The organism is Streptomyces sp. NPDC001858 (genome assembly GCF_053594615.1).
On the sequence record NZ_JBSFEV010000007.1, the window covers coordinates 75,738 to 97,940 of the forward strand.

A 22,203-nucleotide genomic window follows, 5' to 3' on the forward strand; every position below is an offset into this window, starting at 1 on the left:
ACTGTAACCGTTTGCCATCGCGTTTCATGATGACAGTGAGAGCGGTATACCGGATTCCCGATCACGATTCTGAGGAGGACGATGGAGAGGGCCCCTCCGGGCCCCGACGCACGCCCATCGAACAGCACGTGGAGCACCGTGAAACGCCTGCGCTGGCCCAGTTGGATGCCGGTCGACCCCTACATCCTGCTGTTGCTCGGGACCGTCGGGCTGGCGGCGCTGTTCCCGGCGCGCGGTGCCGCCGCCGATGTGGCCTCCGGCGCCTCCACGGCCGCGATCGCCTTCCTCTTCTTCCTCTACGGCGCTCGACTCTCCACCCGGGAGGCGTTGGACGGACTGAAACACTGGCGCCTCCATGTGACCGTCCTGGCCTGCACGTTCGTGATCTTTCCGCTGCTGGGCCTGGCGGCGCGCGGCCTGGTCCCGGTGTTTCTCACCCACCCGCTCTACCAGGGACTGCTGTTTCTCACGCTCGTCCCGTCGACCATCCAGTCGTCGATCGCCTTCACCTCCATCGCCCGCGGCAACGTTCCCGCGGCGATCTGCGCGGGTTCCTTCTCCTCGCTGGTCGGCATTGTCGTCACGCCGTTGCTGGCCGCCGCCGTGCTCGGCAACAGCGGCGGCGGATTCTCCGCGGACGCGGTCGTCGAGATCGTCCTGCAACTGCTTCTGCCGTTCGTCGCGGGACAGCTGCTGCGGCGCTGGATCGGCGGATTCGTCACCCGGCACAAGAAGGTGCTGGGACTCGTCGACCGCGGCTCGATCCTGCTCGTCGTCTACACCGCGTTCAGCGAGGGCATGGTCCAGGGCATCTGGCACCAGGTGAGCGCCGCACGGCTGGGCGGACTGCTCGTCGTCGAGGCTGTGCTGCTCGCTGTGATGCTCGCGCTGACCTGGTACGGCAGCAAGGCGTTGCGATTCAACCGGGAGGACCGCATCGCCATCCAGTTCGCGGGCTCCAAGAAGTCCCTTGCCTCCGGGCTGCCCATGGCGAGCGTCCTGTTCGGCGCGGACGCCTCGCTTGCAGTGCTGCCGCTGATGCTTTTCCACCAGATGCAGCTCATGGTGTGCGCGGTCATCGCCAAGCGGCGTGCGCGGGATCCGCTGGAGTCGTCCGGGGAACGCAGGGACGAGCCGGCGTCGGCCACAGCGTGAGATTGTCTGCCGTCTGCCGTCTGCCGTCTGCCGTCTGCCGTCTGCCGTCTGCCGTCTGCTGACTACGGTCTACGGTCTACGGTCTACGGTCGTCGACCGAGAGTCGACGGTATGCAGTATGCGAGGCGCTCGCCAGGGGCGTTCGCCGCGGCGTTCGTCGAGCTTGCCGAGCTGGCCCGGGCTGAGGCGGAGCCCCTCGGCGCAGGGGGCGCTCCCCGCCGGTCGGGGCCCCGCCGCCGTGCAGCGGGGAAACCGGGTCAGCCCTGGGCGGCCGCGGCCCGCAGAGCGATGCGGTCCTCGCCCGCGTACACGTTCATGGAACTGCCTCGCAGGAAACCCACCAGCGTCAGCCCGGTCTCCACAGCCAGGTCCACCGCCAGGGAGGACGGCGCCGAGACCGCCGCGAGCACCGGGATCCCCGCCATCACGGCCTTCTGTGCCAGCTCGAACGAAGCCCGGCCGGAGACCAGCAGGATCGCCCGGGACAAGGGCAGGTCCCCGTTCTGCAGCGCGCGGCCGACCAGTTTGTCGACCGCGTTGTGCCGACCCACGTCCTCCCGCACGTCCAGCAGTTCGCCGTCCTCGGAGAAGAGGGCAGCAGCATGGAGCCCCCCGGTCCGGTCGAACACCTGCTGGGCCGCGCGCAGCCGGTCGGGGAGGCTCGCGAGGAACTCGGGCTCGATCCGGAGCGGGGGAGTGTCGGCGATGGGCCAGCGGGTCGTCGTGCGGACCGCGTCCAGGCTCGCCTTGCCGCACAGGCCGCAGGACGACGTCGTGTAGACGTTCCGCTCCAGGGTGATGTCGGGAATCTTCACACCGGGGGCCGTCCGTACGTCCACCACGTTGTAGGTGTTGGATCCGTCGACGGTCGCGCCCGCACAGTAGACGATATTCAGTAGATCGGATGCGGTGGCCAGTACGCCTTCGCTGACCAGGAAGCCCGCGGCCAGCGCGAAGTCGTCACCGGGCGTGCGCATGGTGATGGCGAGCGGCTTGCCGTTGAGCCGTATCTCCAGTGGTTCCTCGGCGACGAGGGTGTCCGGTCGGGCGGAGACCACTCCGTCCCTGATGCGGATCACCTTGCGTCGTTCGGTGACTCGTCCCATGTCGTGATCAGCCCCGGTTCTGTACGTGCTGGTAGCCGAAGCGGCCCTTGATGCAAAGATTGCCGTGACTCACCGGGTTGTCGTGCGGTGAGGTGACCTTCACGATTTCATTGTCCTGCACATGGAGCGTGAGGTTGCAGCCCACCCCGCAGTATGCGCACACGGTCGTGGTCCGGGTCTGGGAGGACTCGTCCCAGGTCCCGGCCTCCCGTCGGTCGAACTCGGACTTGAACGACAGCGCCCCGGTCGGGCACACCTCGATGCAGTTTCCGCAGTACACGCACGCCGAATCGGTCAGCGGAGCGTTGTGCTCGACGGCGATCCGGGCGTCGAAGCCGCGCCCTGCGACGGAGATTGCGAAACTGTTCTGCCACTGGTCGCCGCACGCGTCGACGCACTTGTAACAGAGGATGCACTTGTCGTAATCGCGTACATAGAGATCGTTGTCGATCTTCGGTTCCTCGTTCAGCCGGGCCGCGTCCGGTCCGAAGCGGTCCGGCTTCGCCTCGTACTCCTTGATCCATTCCGCGGCCCCCGGCGTCGTGGACAGGTCGACCGAGGAGGCGAGCAGTTCCAGGACGATCTTGCGGCTGTGCCGGGTGCGCTCGGTGTCGGTGCGGACCTCCATGCCGGGCTCCGCCCTGCGGGAGCACGCCGGCACCAGGGTCCGGGAGCCCTCGACCTCCACCACGCAGACCCGGCAGGCGTTCTTCGGCGTGAGCGTGTCGCCCTGGCACAGGGTCGGGACGTCCTTCCCGGCCGCCCGGCAGGCGTCGAGGATCGTCGCCCCCTCGGGGACCCTGGCCTCCTGCCCGTCGATCGTGAACTCCACCAGCCGGCGGGGCACTCCCAGAGATACGGTGGTCATACGGCGGCTCCGGTGCGTCCGGTCGCGGTCATTCGTAGGCCCCCAGACGGTCGATGGCTGATTCCACGGCGTTCCACGCGGTTTGCCCGAGCCCGCAGATCGAGGCGTCGCGCATCGCGCGGCCCACCTCGCGCAGCAGGGCGATGTCGCCGGCGGCGTCGGCGCCGGTCCGTTCCGCGATCCGGTGCAGCGCCTCCTCCTGCCGCACGGTCCCGACCCGGCAGGGCACGCACTGCCCGCACGACTCGTCCCGGAAGAACTCGGCGATCCGCAACAGCAGTCGGGGCAGCGGGACCGTGTCGTCGAAGGCCATCACGACCCCCGACCCGAGCGTGGCGCCGGCCTCCCGGGTGCCCTCGAAGGTCAGCGGGATGTCGAGTTCGTCGGGCCGTACGAAGCCACCGGCCGCACCGCCGAGCAGCACGGCGCGCAGGCCCTCGCGGACCCCGGCGAGCGCGAGCAGTTCGCCCAGCGTCGCGCCGAAGGGGAGTTCGTAGACGCCGGGACGGGCGACGCTGCCCGAGACGCAGAACAGCTTGGGGCCGGTGGACCTGGCCGTGCCGATGGCCGTGTAGGCGGCAGTGCCCAGGGTGAGGATCGGCAGCACGTTGACCAGCGTCTCGACGTTGTTCTCGACCGTCGGCTTCCCGAACAGGCCCTTCTCCACGGGGAACGGCGGCTTCGAGCGCGGTTCGCCCCGGTAGCCCTCGATGGAGTTGAACAGGGCCGTCTCCTCGCCGCAGATGTACGCGCCCGCGCCCCGGCGGAGCTCGATGTCGAAGGAGTAGCCCTGGCCGAGGATGTCGTCGCCGAGGAGCCCGCGCTCCCGTGCACGGTCGACCGCATATTGCATACGGTGTATCGCACGCGGATACTCGCCACGGAGATACAGATAGCCCTTGTGCGCGCCGATCGCATACGCCGCGACCGTCATCGCCTCCACCAGGGCGTACGGGTCGCCCTCCATGAGCACCCGGTCCTTGAAGGTGCCGGGCTCCGATTCGTCCGCATTGCACACCAGATAGTGCGGGCGGTCGGGCTGGGACGCCGTGGCCTGCCACTTGCGGCCGGTGGGGAAGGCGGCCCCGCCCCGCCCCAGCAGCCCGGAGTCGGTGACCTCGCGGATGACCGCGGCCGGACCGAGCGCGAAAGCCCGGCGCAGAGCCGTGTACCCGCCGTGCGCCCGGTAGTCGTCTAGCGACGACGGATCCACCGCACCGACCCGGCCGAGCAGGGTCAGTGACGGGTCTCCGGCCTGGGGCACCGCCGTCGCCGCGGGCGGCTCCTCGGCCGCCGAGTCGGGCGCGCTCGCGGCGAGCACGGCCGACTCGACGCTCGCCGGCGCCGACACCGCCGTCCGCACCGGATCGCCCGCCTTGATCGAGAGGGCGGCCGGGGCGCGTTCGCACAGGCCGAGGCAGGGGCTGCGCTCGACATGGACGCCGCTGCCCGGGCCCAGGCGTGCCTCGATCCCGGCGCACAGCTGCGAGGCGCCCGCGGCCGTGCAGGCGAGGTCCGTGCACACGTGCAGCACCGTCGCCGGCCGCGGTCGGACCGAGAACATCGCGTAGAACGTGGCGACGCCGTACGCCTCCGCCGGGGGCACGGTCAGGCGGCGGCACAGATAGTCGAGGGCGCCCTCGCTGATCCAGCCGACCCGGTCGTTGACGGCGTGCAGCCCCGGCAGCAGCAGTTCGCGGCGGTCCCGGGCCTCGCGTCCGCCCCGTGCCCACCGGAGATCGGCGGCCCGCATCTCGTCACGGGCGGCGCCCTCCCAGGAGGACTCCGGTGGGCCCAACAGGGAGTCCACGGCGGCCCGTTCCTCGTCCGTCGGCTTGCTGTCGCCGAAGTGCAGGTCCACGACATCACCTCACCTGGGTCGTCGCCGGAAGCTTCTCGATCCGGATCGCCGACGCCTTGAACTCCGCCGTCCCCGCGATCGGGCAATTCGCCTCGATCGTCAGCTGGTTGGTGTCCACCTCGTCGGGAAAGTGCATGGTCATGAAGGCGAGCCCGGGTCGCAGGGCGGTGTCGACCCAGACCGGTGCCACCACGGATCCACGCCGTGACGTCACCCGGACCTCCTCGCCGACGACGATTCCGTAGCGCTCCGCGTCCTCCGGGCACAGCTCGACGAACTCGCCGCGCCGCAGCGGGGAGGCGAAACTCCCGCTCTGCACACCGGTGTTGTAGGAGTCGAGCCGACGCCCGGTCGTCAGCCGGATCGGGTACTCCTCGTCCGTGAGGTCGACCGGCGGATCGTGCCGGACGATCCCGAACGGCGCTCGCCTGCCGCGCCGCTCCGGCTCCTTGTCCCACAACCGGCCGTGCAAGTAGGTGGGTTCGAGCCGCTCGGTGCTCGGACACGGCCACTGGATGCCCTGGTGCTCCGCCAGCCGGTCATAGGTCATGCCGTAGTGGTCCGGGGACACCGACCTCAGCTCGTTCCAGACCGCCTCGGCGTCCGCGTACTTCCACTCATGGCCGAGCCGGGCCGCCAGGTCGCAGAGGATGTCGATGTCCTCGCGCGCCTCGCCCGGCGGGGTGACGGCTTGCCGCACCCGCTGAACTCGCCGTTCGCTGTTGGTGGTCGTGCCGTTCGTCTCCGCCCAGCCGGCCGTCGCGGGCAGCACGACGTCCGCCAACTCCGCTGTCTTCGTGAGGAAGATGTCCTGCACGACGAGGAAGTCGAGGGCCCGCATACGGCGTACCGCCTGCTCGCTGTCCGCCTCCGACTGCGCGGGGTTCTCCCCGATGCAGTAGACGGCCTTCAGCGAGCCCTCCTCCATCGCCTCGAACATCTCCGTCAGGTTCAGCCCGTAGTGCGGCTGGATGACGGTGTCCCAGGCCGTCTCGAACTTCAGCCGGGCATCCGGGTCGAGAATGTCCTGGAAGCCGGGCAGCCGGTTGGGGATCGCCCCCATGTCTCCGCCGCCCTGGACGTTGTTCTGCCCGCGCAGAGGCTGCAGGCCCGAGCCGTACCGGCCCACATGCCCGGTCAGCAGCGAGAGATTGATGAGCGCGCGCACGTTGTCGGTGCCGTTGTGGTGCTCGGTGATGCCGAGGGTCCAGCAGAGCTGGGCCCGCTCGGCGCGGGCGTAGGCGTGCGCCAACTCCCTTATGGCGGCCGCCGGTACGCCCGTCACCTTCTGCGCCAGAGACAGCGTCCACGGTTCGACCAGCGCCCGGTACTCCTCGAAGTCGCTGGTCGCCCGCTCGACGAACGCCTCGTTGACCAGACCCGCCTGGATGATCTCGCGGCCGATCGCGTGCGCCATCGGGATGTCCGTGCCCACGTTGAGGCCGAGCCAGCTCTCCGCCCACTCGGCGGTGGACGTCCGCCGCGGGTCGACCGCGTACATCCGGGCGCCGTTGCGGATCCCCTTCAGCGCATGCTGGAAGAAGATCGGATGCGCGAAACGGGCGTTGGAACCCCACATCACGATGACGTCGGTGTGCTCGATCTCCTCGTACGACGACGTACCGCCGCCGGAGCCGAACGCCGCCGACAGACCCGCGACACTCGGGGCGTGACAGGTGCGGTTGCAGGAGTCGACGTTGTTGGTGCCCATGACGACCCGGGCGAACTTCTGGGCCACGTAGTTCATCTCGTTGGTCGCGCGGGCGCAGGAGAACATGCCGAACGCGCCGCGGTTGCGCTGCAGGCCCCGCGCGGTGCGCTCCAGCGCCTCCTCCCAACTCGCCTCTCGGAACGGCTCGTTGCGGGAGTCCCTGACCAGTGGTCGAGTGAGCCGGGTGTAGGTCTTCGGGGTCCGGTCGCGTTTCCTCATGCGGCACTCCTCAGCGCGAGCAGGTCCGAGATGGCGTGCACGGTGCGCAACGTGGGCACCCGGACGCCGGTGATCTCCGCCAACTCGACGACGGCCGCGAGGAGTACGTCGAGTTCGAGCGGCTTGCCGCGCTCCAGGTCCTGGAGCGTGGAGGTGCGGTGGTCGCCGACCTTCTCCGCGCCCGCGAGCCGGCGTTCGATGGAGACGCCCACCTCGCAGCCGAGCGCCTCGGCGACGTCGAGCGTCTCGCGCATCATCGTCTCGATGACCTCGCGGGTGCCGCCGTGCAGACACATCTGCCGCATGGTCGCGCGGGCCAGTGCGCTGATCGGGTTGAAGGAGATGTTGCCCAGCAGCTTGAGCCAGATGTCGTTGCGCAGGTCCGGCTCCACCGGGCACTTCAACCCGCCGGCCCGCATGGCCTCGCTGAGCGCCAGACAGCGCACCGAGACGCTTCGGTCGGGCTCGCCGATCGAGAACCGGGTGCCTTCCAAGTGCCGTACGACGCCCGGGTCTTCGAGCTCGGTGGCCGCGTAGACCACGCAGCCGACGGCCCGTTCGGGCGCGAGCACCGCACTGACCGCGCCGTCCGGGTCCACGCTCTCGACGCGTCGGCCGTCGTGGGGGCCGCGGTGCCGGTGGAAGTACCACCAGGGGATGCCGTTCTGGGCGGCGACGACCGCGGTGGAGTCGTGCAGCAGGGGCTCGATCAGCGGCCCGCACGCCGCGTACGAGTGTGCCTTGAGGCCGAGGAAGACGAAGTCGACCGGGCCGATCTCGGCCGGGTCGTCGGTGGCGTGGGCGCGGGCGGTGAAGTCGCCGCGCGGACTGAGCACCCGCACCCCGCTGCGCCTCATGGCCGCGAGATGCGGTCCACGGGCGACGAGATGCACGTCGGCGCCTGCGCGGTGGAGCGCTGCACCGACGTAGGCGCCGATCGCACCGGCGCCGAGGACTGCGACTTTCATTGCGAGGGAGCTCCGTTCGGTCGAGGGTACCGAGGAACTGCCGAACTCTGTCGACGAAATATTGTCTACAGTATGGAGGTGGGGGCGGCAAGGGTTCGCGCAGCGCCGCCGACGGGGGCAGCGGCCGAGGAACCTCGGAAACCGGGCGGTCCGACCGTTCGTCGCAGCCGTCGTACCGTTCGGCGAACGCTGTCGACGCGCCGCCTTCTCAACGCCTGTACCGGTTCCTACTGTTCAGGATTTATGAGTCCCCCCGTCGCACCGCCGGGCTGGAGCCGCTGGCTCGTCCCCCCGGCTGCCCTTTCGGTCCACCTCTCCATCGGCCAGGCCTACGCGTGGTCCGTGTTCAAACCGCCACTGGAGTCCGCGCTCGACCTCAGCGGTACGCAGAGTGCGCTCCCGTTCCAGCTCGCCATCGTGATGCTCGGCCTCTCCGCGGCCTTCGGCGGCACGCTGGTGGAGCGCAACGGGCCGCGCTGGGCGATGACCGTCGCCCTGGTCTGCTTCTCGTCCGGCTTCCTGATCTCCGCGCTCGGCGCCGCGACCGAGCAGTACTGGCTGATCGTCCTCGGCTACGGCTTCGTCGGTGGAATCGGTCTCGGAATCGGTTACATCTCGCCCGTCTCCACGCTGATCAAGTGGTTCCCGGACCGTCCCGGCATGGCCACCGGCATAGCCATCATGGGCTTCGGCGGGGGCGCGCTCATCGCCTCGCCCTGGTCGGCGCAGATGCTGGAGTCGTTCGGCTCAGACAGCTCCGGGATCGCGCTCGCGTTTCTCGTACACGGTCTTTCGTATGCGGTATTCATGACGCTGGGCGTCCTGCTGGTGCGGGTGCCGCGCGGCGAGCGGCCGGTCGAGGGCGCGCCGAGCGCGGTCGAGGGCGTACAGGTATCGGCGCGCAGCGCCGTGCGCACCCCGCAGTTCTGGTGCCTGTGGGTCGTGCTCTGCATGAACGTGACCGCGGGCATCGGCATCCTGGAGAAGGCCGCGCCGATGATCGCGGACTTCTTCGCCGACACCTCCACGCCCGTGTCGGCGACCGCGGCCGCCGGCTTCGTCGCCCTGCTGTCCGCGGCGAACATGGCCGGCCGGATCGGCTGGTCGTCGACCTCCGACCTGGTCGGACGCAAGAACATATACCGCGTCTACCTGGGCGTCGGCGCCCTGATGTACGCCCTGATCGCGCTCATCGGCGACTCGTCGAAGCCGCTGTTCGTCCTGTCCGCTCTGGTGATCCTCTCCTTCTACGGCGGCGGCTTCGCGACGATCCCCGCCTACCTCAAGGACCTGTTCGGGACCTATCAGGTCGGCGCGATCCACGGCCGTCTGCTCACCGCCTGGTCCACCGCCGGCGTCCTCGGCCCGCTGATCGTCAACTGGATCGCCGACCGGCAGGAGGAGGCCGGAAAACACGGCTCGTCGCTGTACACCCTGTCCCTGTTCATCATGATCGGGCTGCTGGCCGTCGGATTCGTCGCCAACGAACTCGTCCGGCCCGTCGACGCCCGCCACCACGTTCCCGCACAGACGGAGGCCGCCGATGTCGCACGACACCAGCCCGAATCCGCAGCCTGACCGGCGGCCGCTGATCGCCTTCGCCTGGCTGTGGGTGGGCGCGCCGCTCGCCTACGGGCTGTATGAGCTGGTACGGAAGGCGACGCAGTTGTTCACCGGGTAACGGCAGCGGTGCGGCGCGTGTTCGGCGGGAAGACGTCGGCGGCTCCTCGGGCGGCCGAGGGCTATGGGGAAGCCGACAACCCGGGAACCGGTTTCCTGTCGCTTCACGCGCCCTCGTACCGGTGAGTCACTGATCAGACTGGTGGATCCCGCTACCCACGGCAACGAGGGGGACCCCCCAATGAACGGCTCACGCATCGCCGCCGTCGGCCATTACCAGCCCGCCAAGGTGCTCACCAACGAGGACCTGGCACGCATGGTCGACACCAGTGACGAGTGGATCAGGAGTCGGGTGGGCATCCGCACGCGCCACATCGCCGGCCCCGACGAACCCGTGGACGAGCTCGCCGCGCACGCCGCCGCCAAGGCCCTCGCGGCGGCCGGCCTCACGCCGGACGACATCGACCTGGTGCTGGTGGCGACCTCGACGGCCATCGACCGCTCGCCCAACATGGCCGCCCGGGTCTCGGCCCGCCTCGGCATCCCGGGCCCGGCCGCGATGGACGTCAACGTCGTCTGTGCCGGTTTCCCGCACGCCTTGGCCACCGCCGACCACACCCTCCGTGCGGGCGCCGCGACCCGCGCCCTGGTCATCGGCGCCGACAAGATGTCCGAGGTGACCGACTGGACCGACCGCACCACGGCCGTGCTGGTCGGTGACGGAGCGGGCGCCTTCGTGGTCGAGGCCTGTTCCGACGGCGTCGAGCCCGGCATCGCGCCCGTGCTGTGGGGTTCGGTGCCCGAGATGGGGCACGCGGTGCGCATCGAGGGGCAGCCGCCGCGGTTCGCGCAGGCGGGGCAGAGCGTCTACCGCTGGGCCACCACCCAGCTGCCGCCCCTGGCCCGGCAGGCCTGTGAGCGGGCCGGACTCAAGCCCGAGGACCTCGCGGCCGTCGTCCTGCACCAGGCGAACCTGCGCATCATCGAACCGCTCGCGCAGAAGATCGGCGCGGTCAACGCGGTGGTCGCGCGGGACGTCACCGAATCGGGTAACACCTCCGCCGCCAGCATTCCGCTCGCCTTCTCCAAGCTCGTCGAGCAGGGCGCCGTCTCCACGGGCGACCCGGTGCTGCTGTTCGGCTTCGGCGGCAATCTGTCCTACGCGGGGCTGGTCGTGCGCTGCCCGTGAACAAGGGGCGGGAGGCAGTCGGCGGACGGCCCTGCGGGCAGGCCGTGCGGGGTGGGCGCGGCATAGTGTGACGCGATCGACTGCTCCCGACTCTGGTCTACTGTGCGCCGTAGACTGTAGACGAAAGACAATCGATACTCGGCTGTAGACGGTCGTGCCGGTCGTGCCGGTCGGTTCGGCTGCGGACGGCCGATGCGTCGATCGACGTGTGGCTTTCCGGCTGCAGTTGTCCGGTGTTGCTCAGGAGGGGGACCGACCGATGTTGTCGCCAGGACTGCCACAGGGTGCGGTGCCCAAGCTCGAACGGCCGGGCCCGTTGCGCGACCGCGTCTACGAGGCGCTGCTCGAACTGATCACCACCCGCGCCCTCCAGCCCGGCCAGCACCTGGTCGAGAGTGAGCTCGCCACCCACCTCGGCGTCTCACGACAGCCGGTGCGCGAGGCGCTGCAGCGGCTGAACACCGAGGGGTGGGTCGATCTCAGGCCCGCCCAGGGCGCGTTCGTGCACGAACCGACCGAGGACGAGGCGGATCAACTCCTCACCGTTCGCACGCTGTTGGAGGCCGAGGCCGCGAGGCTCGCCGCCGCCCACGCGGACAAGGCCGGCATCGAGGCCCTCGACGAGATCGTCGCGCAGGGAATGATGGCCGTGGCCCGCGACGACGTGGACGCCGCCGTCGCCCTGAACGCCCGCTTCCACGCGAAGGTCATCGAGCTGGCGGGCAACGCGGTCCTCGCGGAGTTGGCGTCGCACGTCGACCGCCGGGTGCGCTGGTACTACACGCCCGTTGCGCGCCAGCGCGGCCATCAGTCCTGGATCGAGCACCGCGATCTGATCGCCGCGATCGTCGCCCACGACGAGCAGTTGGCCACCCAGCTGATGCGTGAGCACACCGAACACACCCGTCGCTCGTACCACGCCCGCGCCAAGTCCTGAACGCCCGCGGGACACACCGCGCACCGCACCCCATCGCCCGCCGCCGCACGCAACCTCACACTGCATCGCCGCGCACAGATCTTTGTCCTGGGAGTGGAGAAAGTTCGCGGCAATCCGTGCACATCTTCTTCCCAGGTTCGGCAGCCGCTGCTACGTTCCCTTCGAAAGCCCGACGCTGGTGGCCGAATTGAGGCGGGGAGGGGTTCGTGAGACGTATGACGGCACGACCCGCGAACGCTCACCAGGCCGCTCTGCTCAAGCTGTTGCGGGACAGCGGCCCCAACTCCCGTGCGCAACTGGGTGATCAGGTCGACCTCTCACGGTCCAAGCTGGCGGTGGAGGTGGACCGGCTCCTGGAGACGGGTCTGGTCGTGGCCGACGGACTCGCCGCCTCGCGCGGCGGCCGCCGCTCCCACAACGTCCGGCTCAACCCGGGACTGCGCCTGCTCGGCGTCGACATCGGCGCGACCTCGGTCGACGTCGCCGTCACCAACGCCGAGCTGGAGACCCTCGGGCACCTCAACCAGCCCCTCGACGTACGCGACGGACCGGTCGCCGTCTTCGAGCAAGTCCTGTCCATGGCCGCGAAGTTGAGGGCGACAGGGCTCGCCGAAGGCTTCGACGGCGCCGGCATCGGGGTACCCGGGCCGGTCCGCTTCCCCGAAGGCGTGCCGGTCGCGCCGCCGATCATGCCGGGCTGGGACGGCTTCCCCGTGCGGGAGGCGCTCAGCCAGGAACTCGGCTGCCCGGTCATGGTCGACAACGACGTGAACCTCATGGCGATGGGGGAGCAGCACGCGGGCGTCGCCCGTACCGTCGCCGACTTCCTCTGCGTCAAGATCGGCACCGGCATCGGCTGCGGCATCGTGGTCGGCGGCCAGGTCTACCGCGGGACGACCGGCAGCGCGGGGGACATCGGGCACATCCAGGCCGTGCCCGACGGCCGTCCGTGCGCCTGCGGCAACCGCGGTTGCCTGGAGGCCTACTTCAGCGGCGCGGCCCTGGCCCGGGACGCGGTGGAGGCGGCCCAGCAGGGCCGTTCGGCGGAACTCGCGGCGCGGCTGGAGGCGAACGGCGGCCTCACCGCCGTCGACGTCGCAGCCGCGGCCGCCGCGGGCGACGCCACCTCCCTGGAGATGATCCGGGACGGCGGCAATCGCGTCGGCCAGGTCATCGCCGGACTCGTCTCGTTCTTCAACCCCGGCCTGGTGGTGATCGGCGGCGGTGTGACCGGCCTCGGCCACACCCTGCTCGCCGCGATCCGCACCCAGGTGTACCGCCAGTCGCTGCCGCTCGCGACCGGCAACCTGCCCATCGTTCTGGGGGAGTTGGGCCCCACCGCCGGTGTCATCGGCGCGGCCCGACTGATCAGCGACCATCTGTTCTCACCCGCATAGACCAGCTGTCTCCTACCGCCACGCGCTACTCGACACCCGGTTTCGGCAAGCCCGCCGCCGATCCCGCCGTCGATCCAGTTGACACGGTTCACCGGCACGCGTCCTGCTCGACCCTGCCCTGAGAACGACGACTTGTTCTGCCCTGACTCCGGCCCGCCCGCCCGCCGAGGGGAACCCACATGGCATCACCACCACCGCTGCTCAACATGTCCGGCATCACCAAGTCCTTTCCCGGCGTACGGGCGTTGGACGGCGTCGACCTCGACGTCCAGGCCGGCGAAGTGCACTGTCTGCTCGGCCAGAACGGCGCCGGGAAGTCCACCCTCATCAAGGTCCTGGCCGGCGCGCACCAGCCGGACGACGGCGTCATCCGCTGGCAGGGCGAGCCCGTCACGCTCCGTTCCCCCATCGCCGCCATGCGACTGGGCATCGCCACCATCTACCAGGAACTCGACCTGGTGGAACACCTGTCGGTGGCCGAGAACGTCCACCTGGGACATGAGCCCACGGCCGCCGGGTTCGTCGTGCGGGGCAAAGCGGCTCGCGCCTCGACTGCCGTGCTGCTGAAGCGACTTGGGCACCCGGAGATCGATCCGGCGCGACTGGTGGGCGAGTTGTCGGCGGCGCAGCAACAGATCGTCTCGATGGCGCGGGCCCTCTCCCACGACGTACGGCTCATCGTGATGGACGAGCCGTCCGCCGCCCTCGACCCCGACGAGGTCGACAACCTGTTCCGCATCGTCGGCGGCCTGACCGCTGACGGAGTGGCCGTCGTCTACATCTCGCACCGCCTGGAGGAGATCCGCCGCATCGGCGACCGCGTGACCGTGCTCAAGGACGGCCGGGCGGTGGCGGGCGGGCTGCCCGCCAAGGAGACGCCGACACGCGAGGTCGTCGCTTTGATGACGGGGCGCAACGTCGAGTACGTCTTCCCCGAGCGGCCCTCGGACGACGCGGCAGCAGCCGCGGCCGGGACCGGGAAACCGGTGCTGGAGGTGCGAGGGCTCGCCCGGGACGGCGAGTTCGCGTCCCTCGACCTGACCGTGCGGCCCGGTGAGATCGTCGGGCTGGCCGGGTTGGTCGGCTCGGGACGATCGGAGATCCTGGAGACGATCTACGGAGCGCGAAAGCCCAGCGCAGGTCAAGTCCTGGTCGATGGACGGCCGTTGCGCCCCGGCAGTGTGCCCGCGGCCGTACGGGCCGGGCTCGGGCTCGCCCCCGAGGAACGCAAGGCGCAGGCCCTGCTGATGCTGGAGTCCGTCACCCGCAATGTCTCCGTCTCCTCCATGTCCCGTTTCTCGCGCGGGGGTTGGATCGACCGGCGGGCCGAACGGGGGGCGGCGCGGGCCGCGACGCGTGAGCTGTCGCTACGCCCCGACAACCCGTCCGTCCCCGTGCGCACCCTTTCCGGCGGCAACCAGCAGAAGGCCGTCCTGGCCCGATGGCTGCTGCGCGGCTGCCGGGTGCTGCTGCTGGACGAGCCGACGCGCGGCGTCGACGTCGGCGCCCGCGCCGAACTGTATGCAGTCGTCCGTCGACTGGCGGACGAAGGCCTCGCCGTGCTGCTGGTCTCCAGCGAGGTGCCCGAGGTGCTCGGCCTCGCCGACCGCGTGCTGGTGCTCCGCGAGGGCCGCGTCGTGCACACGGCGCCCGCCCGTGAGCTGGACGAACACCGCGTACTCGATCTCGTCATGGAAGGAAGTCCGGCGTCATGACGCAGCCCGTCTCCCCACCGCGGGACAGCACCGACAAGGTGCCGCAGCTCCCGCTTCCCGCCTGGCGCACCCTGATGGCCCGCACCGACGTCCGCACCCTCTCCCTGCTGGGCGTGCTCGCCGCGCTCGTCGTGATCGGCGGGATCACCAAGCCGGACGAGTTCCTCGACACCCGCAATCTGCAACTCGTCCTCACTCAGGCCTCGGTGATCGGCGTCGTCACCGTCGGCATGACGTTCGTCATCACCTCCGGGGGGATCGACCTCTCGGTCGGCGCGATCGTCGCCCTCTCCTCGGTGTGGGCCACCACGGTCGCCACTCAGGAATACGGTTTCGCGGGCATTTTCTTCACGGCGGTGATCGTCGGCGTGGGCTGCGGCCTGGTCAACGGACTGCTCATCGCGTACGGGGGGATGGTGCCGTTCATCGCGACGCTCGCCATGCTGGCCTCCGCCCGCGGACTGGCGCTGCAGATCACGGACGGCCGGACGCAGATCGTGACCGTCGACGGCATTCTCGACCTCGGCGAGCGCGACTCCTACGTGCTCGGTGTCCCGCCGCTGGTGATCGTCTTCGCCATTGTGACGATCATCGGCTGGCTGGTGCTGAACCGCACCACCTTCGGCCGCCGCGCGGTCGCCGTCGGCGGCAACGCGGAGGCCGCCCGACTCGCCGGCATCGACGTACGCCGCCAACGGCTCTACCTCTACCTGCTGTCCGGCCTGTGCTGCGGTATCGCGGCCTTCCTGCTGATCATCCTGTCCGGCTCCGGCCAGAACACCAACGGAAACCTCTACGAGCTCGACGCCATCGCGGCCGCGATCATCGGCGGCACGCTGCTCACCGGGGGGCGCGGCACCATCACCGGTTCCGTGCTCGGCGTACTGATCTTCACCACGATCACCAACATCTTCGCCCTGAACAACCTGCAGAGCGACGTCCAGCAGATCGCCAAGGGCGCGATCATCGTCGCCGCCGTGCTGGTCCAGCGCCGTACCGCGAGCACGACCTGAGGAAAGGGTTCACCGCCATGCCAGAGCCGACACCTTATCCGAGCCGCTTCACCAGTCGCAGAAACATGCTCTTCGGGGCCGCCGCCGTCTCCGCCGGCACCCTGCTCGTGGGTTGCACCAGCAACGAATCCAAGGACGACGAACCGGCGGCGAACGACCAGCCGGCCGCGGACGACAAGCCCGGCAAGAAGGTCACCATCGGCTTCGCCGGACCACAGGCCGACCACGGCTGGCTCAACGCCATCAACGACAACGCCACGAGCCGTGCAAAGAAGTACTCCGACGTGACCCTGGAGATCACCGAGGGCTCGAACGACACCGCCCAGCAGATCGGCCAGATCGAGACGCTCATCAACAAGAAGGTCGACGTCCTGGTCGTACTGCCCGCCGACGGCAAGGCCCTCACCCAGGTCGGCCTGAAGGCGATGCGCGCGGGCATCCCCGTGGTCAACCTCGACCGGATCTTCAACACCCCCCAGGCATACCGGTGTTGGGTCGGCGGAGACAACTACGGCATGGGGCTCAACGCAGGCCACTACATCGGCGAGAAACTCAAGGGCACGTCCGACGCCCGCGTCATCGAGTTGGCCGGCCTGGACAACCTGGAGCTCACCAAGCAGCGCACCAAGGGCTTCGACGACGCCCTGAAGAACTACCCCAACATCAAGAAGGTGGCCCGCCAGGCCGCCGAGTTCACGGTCGAGTCGGGACAGGCCAAGATGGCCCAACTCCTCCAGGCGCAGCCCAAGTTCGACGCCCTGTGGAACCACGACGACGACCAGGGCGTGGGTGCGCTGCGCGCCATCGAGCAGGCCGGACGCGACGACTTCATGATGGTCGGCGGCGCGGGCGCCCTGGCCGCCTTCCAGGCGATCAAAGCGGACAGCGGCGTACTGAAAGCAACCGTTCTCTACCCGCCCACCATGGCCGCCTCCGCGATCGACCTCGCCCGCGCACTGGGTCAGGGCAAGGGCGTCGGAGGTCTCGCCGAGTACGAGATCCCCGCCTCGATCACCCTGTACTCGGCGGTCGTCGACAAGACCAACGTCGACCAGTACATGTCCACCGGCTTCAAGTAGGACACGCCCGGTCCGACGGGGGCGGGACCGCGGCTTCCGGCGCGGGAGCCATCGGCACCAGGCGGACGCGTTCCAGGCCGCCGCGGTATCGGAGGCGGCGGGCACTTGCGGTAGGAGCCAGGGGCTGTCGGCATTCGTGCGCTGCCGGGCCGACCGAAGTGCTCGGCGGACCGACGCGCCCGACGGACCGAAGTGCTCGGCGGACCGACGCGCCCGACGGGCTGACGTGCTCGACGGACCGACATGCGCGAACGGGCTGGCGTGTCCATCGGCCATCGCGTCCATCGGCCGACGTGCTCATCGGCTGCGGCGGTCATCGACCGAGGCGGTCGAGGGCTCGAGCGATCGCGGCCCGTTCCGGTCGGGCCCCGCCCGAGCCGCCCGAGCGCCTCCCGGGCGGTGACACCGGCTCCTGCCAGGGGTCCGGCGGCGGACGGTCCGCCCCTGGGCCCGACGGCGTCCCACCCCCCACCGTGCCACGACGACGAGGAGGACAACCGTATGGAACAGCCGCAGCAGTCAGCGGGACCGGAGGCCGGCAAGCCGCCGCTCCGCGTGGGGATGGTCGGTTACGCGTTCATGGGCGCCGCCCACTCCCAGGGCTGGCGCACCGCGGGCCGCGTCTTCGATCTGCCTCTCCGCCCGGTCCTCGCCGTGATCTGCGGCCGCGACCCCTCCGCCGTGCGCGCGGCGGCCGACCGGCACGGCTGGGCGGCGACCGAGACCGACTGGCGTGCCCTGATCGCCCGGGACGACGTCGACCTCGTCGACATCTGCACCCCTGGCGACTCGCACGCCGAGATCGCCGTCGCCGCGCTGGCCGCCGGCAAGCACGTGCTGTGCGAGAAGCCCCTCGCGAACACCGTCGACGAAGCCGAGACGATGGCGCGAGCCGCCGAAACTGCTTACGGGTACGGTCAGTTGGCGATGGTCGGCTTCAACTACCGTCGCGTCCCGGCCACCGCCCTGGCCCGGCGGATGGTCGTCGAGGGACGGTTGGGAACGCTGCGCCATGTGCGGGTGACGTACCTTCAGGACTGGCTCGTGGACCCGGAGTTCCCGCTGACCTGGCGACTGCGCAGGGAACTGGCCGGCTCCGGAGCCCTCGGCGACCTCGGCGCGCACATCGTCGACCTCGCTCAGCACCTGGCGGGGGAGCGGCTCGCCGGAGTCTCCGCGCTCACCGAGACCTTCGTACGGCAGCGGCCGCTGCCCGGCGGGCCGACGAGCGGGCTGAGCGCGACGTCCGCCGACGGCGTCGGCACAGTCACCGTCGACGACGCCGCCCTCTTCACCGGCCGTTTCGCCTCCGGGGCGCTGGCCTCCTTCGAGGCGACCCGGTTCGCCACGGGTCGCAAGAACGCGCTACGACTCGAACTCAACGGTGAGCGCGGCTCGTTGGCGTTCGACCTGGAGCGCCTCAACGAACTGTGGTTCCACGACGCCACCGAACCCGGCACGCACGCGGGCTTTCGCCGCATCCTCGTCACCGAACCCGACCACCCCTACCTGGACGGCTGGTGGCCGCCGGGCCACGGCCTCGGCTACGAGCACACGTTCGTCCACCAGGCCCGCGATCTGGTCCACGCAGTCGCCGAGGGTCGCCGGCCCGAGCCGTCCTTCGCCGACGGGCTGCAGGTCCAGCGCGTCCTGGCGGCGGTCGAGGAGAGCGCCGAGAAGAACTCCGTCTACACCCCGATAGCGGACTGAGGACCGAGGAGGGCCTGGAGCATGCCGCGCACATTCACACTCTTCACCGGCCAGTGGGCCGACCTGCCTCTGGAAGAGGTCTGTCGGCTCGCCCGCGACTTCGGCTACGACGGCCTCGAACTCGCCTGCTGGGGCGACCACTTCGAGGTGGACAAGGCACTCGCGGACCCGGACTACGTGAAGTCCCGCCACCGACTCCTCGACAAGTACGGCCTCAAGTGCTGGGCCATCTCCAACCATCTGGTGGGGCAGGCGGTATGCGACGCCATCATCGACGAACGCCACCAGACCATCCTGCCCGCCCGCATCTGGGGCGACGGTGAGCCGGAGGGCGTGCGACAGCGGGCCGCCGCCGAGATCGCCGACACCGCGAGGGCCGCGGCGGCCTTCGGGGTCGACACGGTGATCGGCTTCACCGGCTCCGCCATCTGGCACCTGGTCGCCATGTTCCCGCCCGCCCCCGAGTCGATGATCGCGCGCGGCTACGAGGACTTCGCCGAGCGCTGGAACCCGATCCTCGACGTCTTCGACGCGCAGGGCGTGCGGTTCGCGCACGAGGTCCACCCCAGCGAGATTGCATACGATTACTGGACGACTGTACGCACGCTGGATGCAGTCGACCGTCGACCGGCTTTCGGCCTCAATTTCGACCCCAGTCACTTCGTGTGGCAGGACCTCGACCCGGTCGGCTTCCTGTGGGACTTCCGCGACCGCATCTACCACGTGGACTGCAAGGAGGCCCGCAAGCGCCTCGACGGCCGCAACGGCCGCCTCGGCTCCCATCTGCCCTGGGGCGACCCGCGCCGCGGCTGGGACTTCGTCTCCGCCGGTCACGGCGACGTCCCCTGGGAGGACGTGTTCCGTATGCTGCGCTCCATCGACTACCAGGGGCCGATCTCCGTGGAGTGGGAGGACGCCGGCATGGACCGACTGCAGGGCGCCCCGGAGGCCCTGACCCGCCTCAAGGCCTACGACTTCGAACCGCCGTCCGCCGCCTTCGACGCGGCCTTCGGTAACTGAGCTCGCATCGCCGCTCTCTGACTGTACGTCAGATCTGAGCGCGTCCCCTGACGCTCCACCAGTCTCCGGGATGACGGCGCATCCCGGCGTACGCACCCGCCCGTACAACCAGCCCCTTCCTGGAGGCATCCGTGCACGGGAACGACCCCACCACCGGCACCCGCAGAGCCGAGACCCCCAGACGACGCCCCACGCTGCGCAGAGCGATCGCCCTCCTGAGCGGCGCGCTGCTGGCCGGCGCCTCCCTCACCCTCACCACACCCCAGGCCGGCGCAGCCGTCGCCGACCCGGTGGTCGCGGCCGCCGAGGACTTCCAGCAGGTCACCCTGGCCAAGGGGGAGGCCGAGGTCGGCGAGCCGATGTCGCTCGCGGTGCTGCCCGACCGCTCGGTCCTGCACACCTCACGCGACGGCGAACTCCGTATCACCGACGCGGCCGGCAACACCCGACTGGCCGGCAAGCTCGACGTCTACTCGCACGACGAGGAAGGTCTCCAAGGCATCGGCGTGGACCCGGAGTTCACGGCCAATCGCTTCATCTACCTCTACTACGCACCGCCGTTGGACACCCCGGCGGGCGACGCTCCCGAGACCGGAACGGCCGCCGACTTCGCCGCCTTCGACGGCGTCAACCGCCTCTCCCGCTTCGTGCTGAAGACGGACGGCACCCTCGACGCCGCGAGCGAGACGAAGATCCTCGACGTGCCCGCGTCGCGCGGCCTGTGCTGCCATGTCGGTGGTGACATCGACTTCGACGCGGCGGGGAACCTGTACCTGTCCACCGGGGACGACACCAACCCCTTCCAGTCGGACGGCTTCACGCCCATCGACGATCGCGAAGGCCGCAACCCCGCTTTCGACGCCCGCCGTTCCTCCGGAAACACCAACGACCTGCGCGGCAAGATCCTGCGCATCAAGGTGAACGCCGACGGCTCCTACGCCATCCCCGACGGCAACCTCTTTGCGCCCGGCACCGACAAGACGCGGGCCGAGATCTACGCGATGGGGTTCCGCAACCCGTTCCGCTTCAGCGTCGACAAGGCCACCGGCATCCTCTACGTCGGCGACTACGGTCCCGACGCCGGCGCCGCCGATCCGGCCCGTGGACCGGCCGGCCAGGTCGAGTTCGCCCGCGTCACCGGCCCCGGCAACTTCGGATGGCCGTTCTGCACGGGCGACAATGACCCGTATATCGCATACGATTTCGCGACCGGTGTCTCCGGCGCGCCCTTCGACTGCGCCGCCCCGAAGAACACCTCGCCGCACAACACCGGCCTCACCGACCTGCCCCCGGCCCAGCCCGCCTGGATCCCCTACGACGGCCCGTCGGTGCCCGAGTTGGGCGACGGTTCGGAGTCCCCGATGGGCGGCCCCGTCTACCACTACGACGCCTCGCTCGACTCGCCCGTGAAGTTCCCGGAGGCCTACGACGGTGACTTCTTCGCCGGGGAGTTCGGCCGCCGCTGGATCAAGCGCATCGCCAGCGACGCGAACGGCGGCGTGCAGTCGATCAATTCCATCCCGTGGACCGGCACCCAGGTGATGGACATGGCGTTCGGGCCCGACGGCGCGCTGTACGTCCTCGACTACGGCACCGCCTGGTTCGGCGGCGACGAGCACTCGGGTCTGTACCGCATCGAGAACGCCACCGACGGCCACTCCCCGGTCGCCCAGGTCGCGGCCGACCGCACTTCGGGGCAGGCCGCTCTGAAGGTGCGTTTCTCCTCCGCCGGCACCACCGACCAGGACGGCGACGCGCTCACCTACAGCTGGGACTTCGGCGACGGCGGCACCTCGACGGCGGCGAACCCCACCCACAAGTACAAGAAGAACGGCACGTACACCGCGACCCTGACCGCCCAGGACGCCTCCGGCCGCACCGGCGGCGCGAGTGTGCAGATCGTCGTGGGAAACACGGCGCCCAAGGTGGTCCTGGAGACCCCGAAGGACGGGCAGCTGTTCAGCTTCGGCGACGCCATCCCGTTCAAGGTGAAGGTCACCGACCCTGAGGACGGCAGGGCGATCGACTGCGCCAAGGTCGAGGTCACCTTCGTCCTCGGGCACGACAGCCACGGCCACCCGGTGACGTCGGCGACAGGCTGCACCGGAACCCTCCAGACCAGTGCCGACGGCGGGCACGACGAGGACGCCAACATCTTCGGGGTCCTCGACGCGCAGTACACCGACGGCGGAGGCGGCGGCCAGGCCGCGCTCACCTCGCACGACCAGAGCGTCCTGCAGCCGCGCCACCGTCAGGCCGAGCACTTCGGCGACTCCTCCGGTGTCACGGTCATCGCCAAGGACGTCGCCCACGGCGGCAGGACGGTCGGCGACATCGACAACGGCGACTGGATCTCCTTCACGCCGTACGTCGTCAGCAACGCCAAGAAGATCACGGCACGGGTCTCCTCGGGCGGCTCGGGCGGACGGCTGGAGATCCGCGCCGGCTCGCCGACCGGCACCCTGCTCGGCAAGGCCACCGTCCCGGTGACCGGCGGCTGGGAGACCTTCCAGGACGTCAGCGCCGACCTGTCCCGCACGCCGCGTGGCACCACCACGCTCTACCTCGTCTTCAAGGGCGGCTCCGGAGCTCTCTTCGACGTGGACGACTTCACCTTCACGACCGGCTGAGAGGA

The 22,203-nt window shown here is 70.0% G+C and carries 17 protein-coding genes; 12 read left to right on the forward strand and 5 right to left on the reverse strand.

Features of this window, described 5'->3' with window-relative positions; all coding sequences use genetic code 11:
• The first annotated feature begins 165 nt into the window (after positions 1 to 165).
• Positions 166 to 1,155 carry a bile acid:sodium symporter family protein gene (locus tag ACWCPF_RS12385; protein ID WP_451045156.1) on the forward strand — a complete coding sequence of 330 codons (990 nt, stop codon included), beginning with the start codon at positions 166 to 168 and terminating at the stop codon, positions 1,153 to 1,155.
• Positions 1,156 to 1,412: 257 nt separating this feature from the next.
• Here ACWCPF_RS12385 and fdhD read toward each other — a convergent pair whose 3' ends face one another.
• Genes fdhD through ACWCPF_RS12410 form a run of 5 tightly spaced genes read right to left on the reverse strand, consistent with a single transcriptional unit; the run spans position 1,413 to position 7,888 of the window.
• A complete protein-coding gene (gene fdhD, locus ACWCPF_RS12390) occupies positions 1,413 to 2,261 on the reverse strand; it encodes a formate dehydrogenase accessory sulfurtransferase FdhD (protein WP_451044944.1) in 849 nt (282 codons plus the stop codon).
• A gap of 7 nt (positions 2,262 to 2,268) precedes the next feature.
• Positions 2,269 to 3,129: a 2Fe-2S iron-sulfur cluster-binding protein gene (locus ACWCPF_RS12395; RefSeq protein WP_451044945.1), complete on the reverse strand. Its 861-nt coding sequence runs from the start codon at positions 3,127 to 3,129 to the stop codon at positions 2,269 to 2,271.
• Between the two features lie 28 nt (positions 3,130 to 3,157).
• Positions 3,158 to 4,990: an NAD(P)H-dependent oxidoreductase subunit E gene (locus ACWCPF_RS12400; protein WP_451044946.1), complete on the reverse strand. Its 1,833-nt coding sequence runs from the start codon at positions 4,988 to 4,990 to the stop codon at positions 3,158 to 3,160.
• A gap of 4 nt (positions 4,991 to 4,994) precedes the next feature.
• A complete protein-coding gene (locus tag ACWCPF_RS12405) occupies positions 4,995 to 6,920 on the reverse strand; it encodes a molybdopterin oxidoreductase family protein (RefSeq protein WP_451044947.1) in 1,926 nt (641 codons plus the stop codon).
• Positions 6,917 to 7,888, reverse strand: coding sequence for a 2-dehydropantoate 2-reductase (locus ACWCPF_RS12410; protein WP_451044948.1), 972 nt, complete (start codon positions 7,886 to 7,888; stop codon positions 6,917 to 6,919). Before ACWCPF_RS12410 ends, ACWCPF_RS12405 begins: the two co-directional genes overlap by 4 nt.
• Positions 7,889 to 8,131: 243 nt before the next feature.
• On the opposite strand from ACWCPF_RS12410, the gene ACWCPF_RS12415 reads away from it, so the two are divergent.
• From ACWCPF_RS12415 to ACWCPF_RS12465, 11 genes are all read left to right on the forward strand, one after another.
• Entirely contained in the window at positions 8,132 to 9,466 is a 1,335-nt protein-coding gene (locus ACWCPF_RS12415; protein WP_451044949.1) for an OFA family MFS transporter, read from the forward strand.
• Complete coding sequence (locus ACWCPF_RS12420) at positions 9,432 to 9,569, forward strand: MFS transporter small subunit (RefSeq protein ID WP_451044950.1); 138 nt, start codon at positions 9,432 to 9,434, stop codon at positions 9,567 to 9,569. Before ACWCPF_RS12415 ends, ACWCPF_RS12420 begins: the two co-directional genes overlap by 35 nt.
• Before the next feature lie 180 nt (positions 9,570 to 9,749).
• Entirely contained in the window at positions 9,750 to 10,697 is a 948-nt protein-coding gene (locus tag ACWCPF_RS12425; protein WP_451044951.1) for a beta-ketoacyl-ACP synthase III, read from the forward strand.
• A gap of 259 nt (positions 10,698 to 10,956) precedes the next feature.
• Positions 10,957 to 11,634 carry a GntR family transcriptional regulator gene (locus tag ACWCPF_RS12430; protein WP_451044952.1) on the forward strand — a complete coding sequence of 226 codons (678 nt, stop codon included), beginning with the start codon at positions 10,957 to 10,959 and terminating at the stop codon, positions 11,632 to 11,634.
• Positions 11,635 to 11,849: 215 nt separating this feature from the next.
• Positions 11,850 to 13,031: an ROK family protein gene (locus ACWCPF_RS12435; RefSeq protein ID WP_451045157.1), complete on the forward strand. Its 1,182-nt coding sequence runs from the start codon at positions 11,850 to 11,852 to the stop codon at positions 13,029 to 13,031.
• Positions 13,032 to 13,210: 179 nt separating this feature from the next.
• Positions 13,211 to 14,746 carry a sugar ABC transporter ATP-binding protein gene (locus ACWCPF_RS12440; protein WP_451044953.1) on the forward strand — a complete coding sequence of 512 codons (1,536 nt, stop codon included), beginning with the start codon at positions 13,211 to 13,213 and terminating at the stop codon, positions 14,744 to 14,746.
• Entirely contained in the window at positions 14,743 to 15,759 is a 1,017-nt protein-coding gene (locus ACWCPF_RS12445) for an ABC transporter permease (protein WP_451044954.1), read from the forward strand. The genes ACWCPF_RS12440 and ACWCPF_RS12445 overlap by 4 nt, the downstream gene beginning before the upstream one ends.
• 17 nt (positions 15,760 to 15,776) lie before the next feature.
• Positions 15,777 to 16,838, forward strand: a complete 1,062-nt coding sequence (locus ACWCPF_RS12450) for a substrate-binding domain-containing protein (protein ID WP_451044955.1) — start codon at positions 15,777 to 15,779, stop codon at positions 16,836 to 16,838.
• 501 nt (positions 16,839 to 17,339) lie between these two features.
• A complete protein-coding gene (locus ACWCPF_RS12455; protein ID WP_451044956.1) occupies positions 17,340 to 18,548 on the forward strand; it encodes a Gfo/Idh/MocA family protein in 1,209 nt (402 codons plus the stop codon).
• A 21-nt stretch (positions 18,549 to 18,569) separates the two neighbouring features.
• Entirely contained in the window at positions 18,570 to 19,568 is a 999-nt protein-coding gene (locus ACWCPF_RS12460; protein WP_451044957.1) for a sugar phosphate isomerase/epimerase family protein, read from the forward strand.
• 131 nt (positions 19,569 to 19,699) lie between these two features.
• Entirely contained in the window at positions 19,700 to 22,198 is a 2,499-nt protein-coding gene (locus ACWCPF_RS12465; RefSeq protein WP_451044958.1) for a carbohydrate-binding protein, read from the forward strand.
• Positions 22,199 to 22,203: the final 5 nt, after the last annotated feature.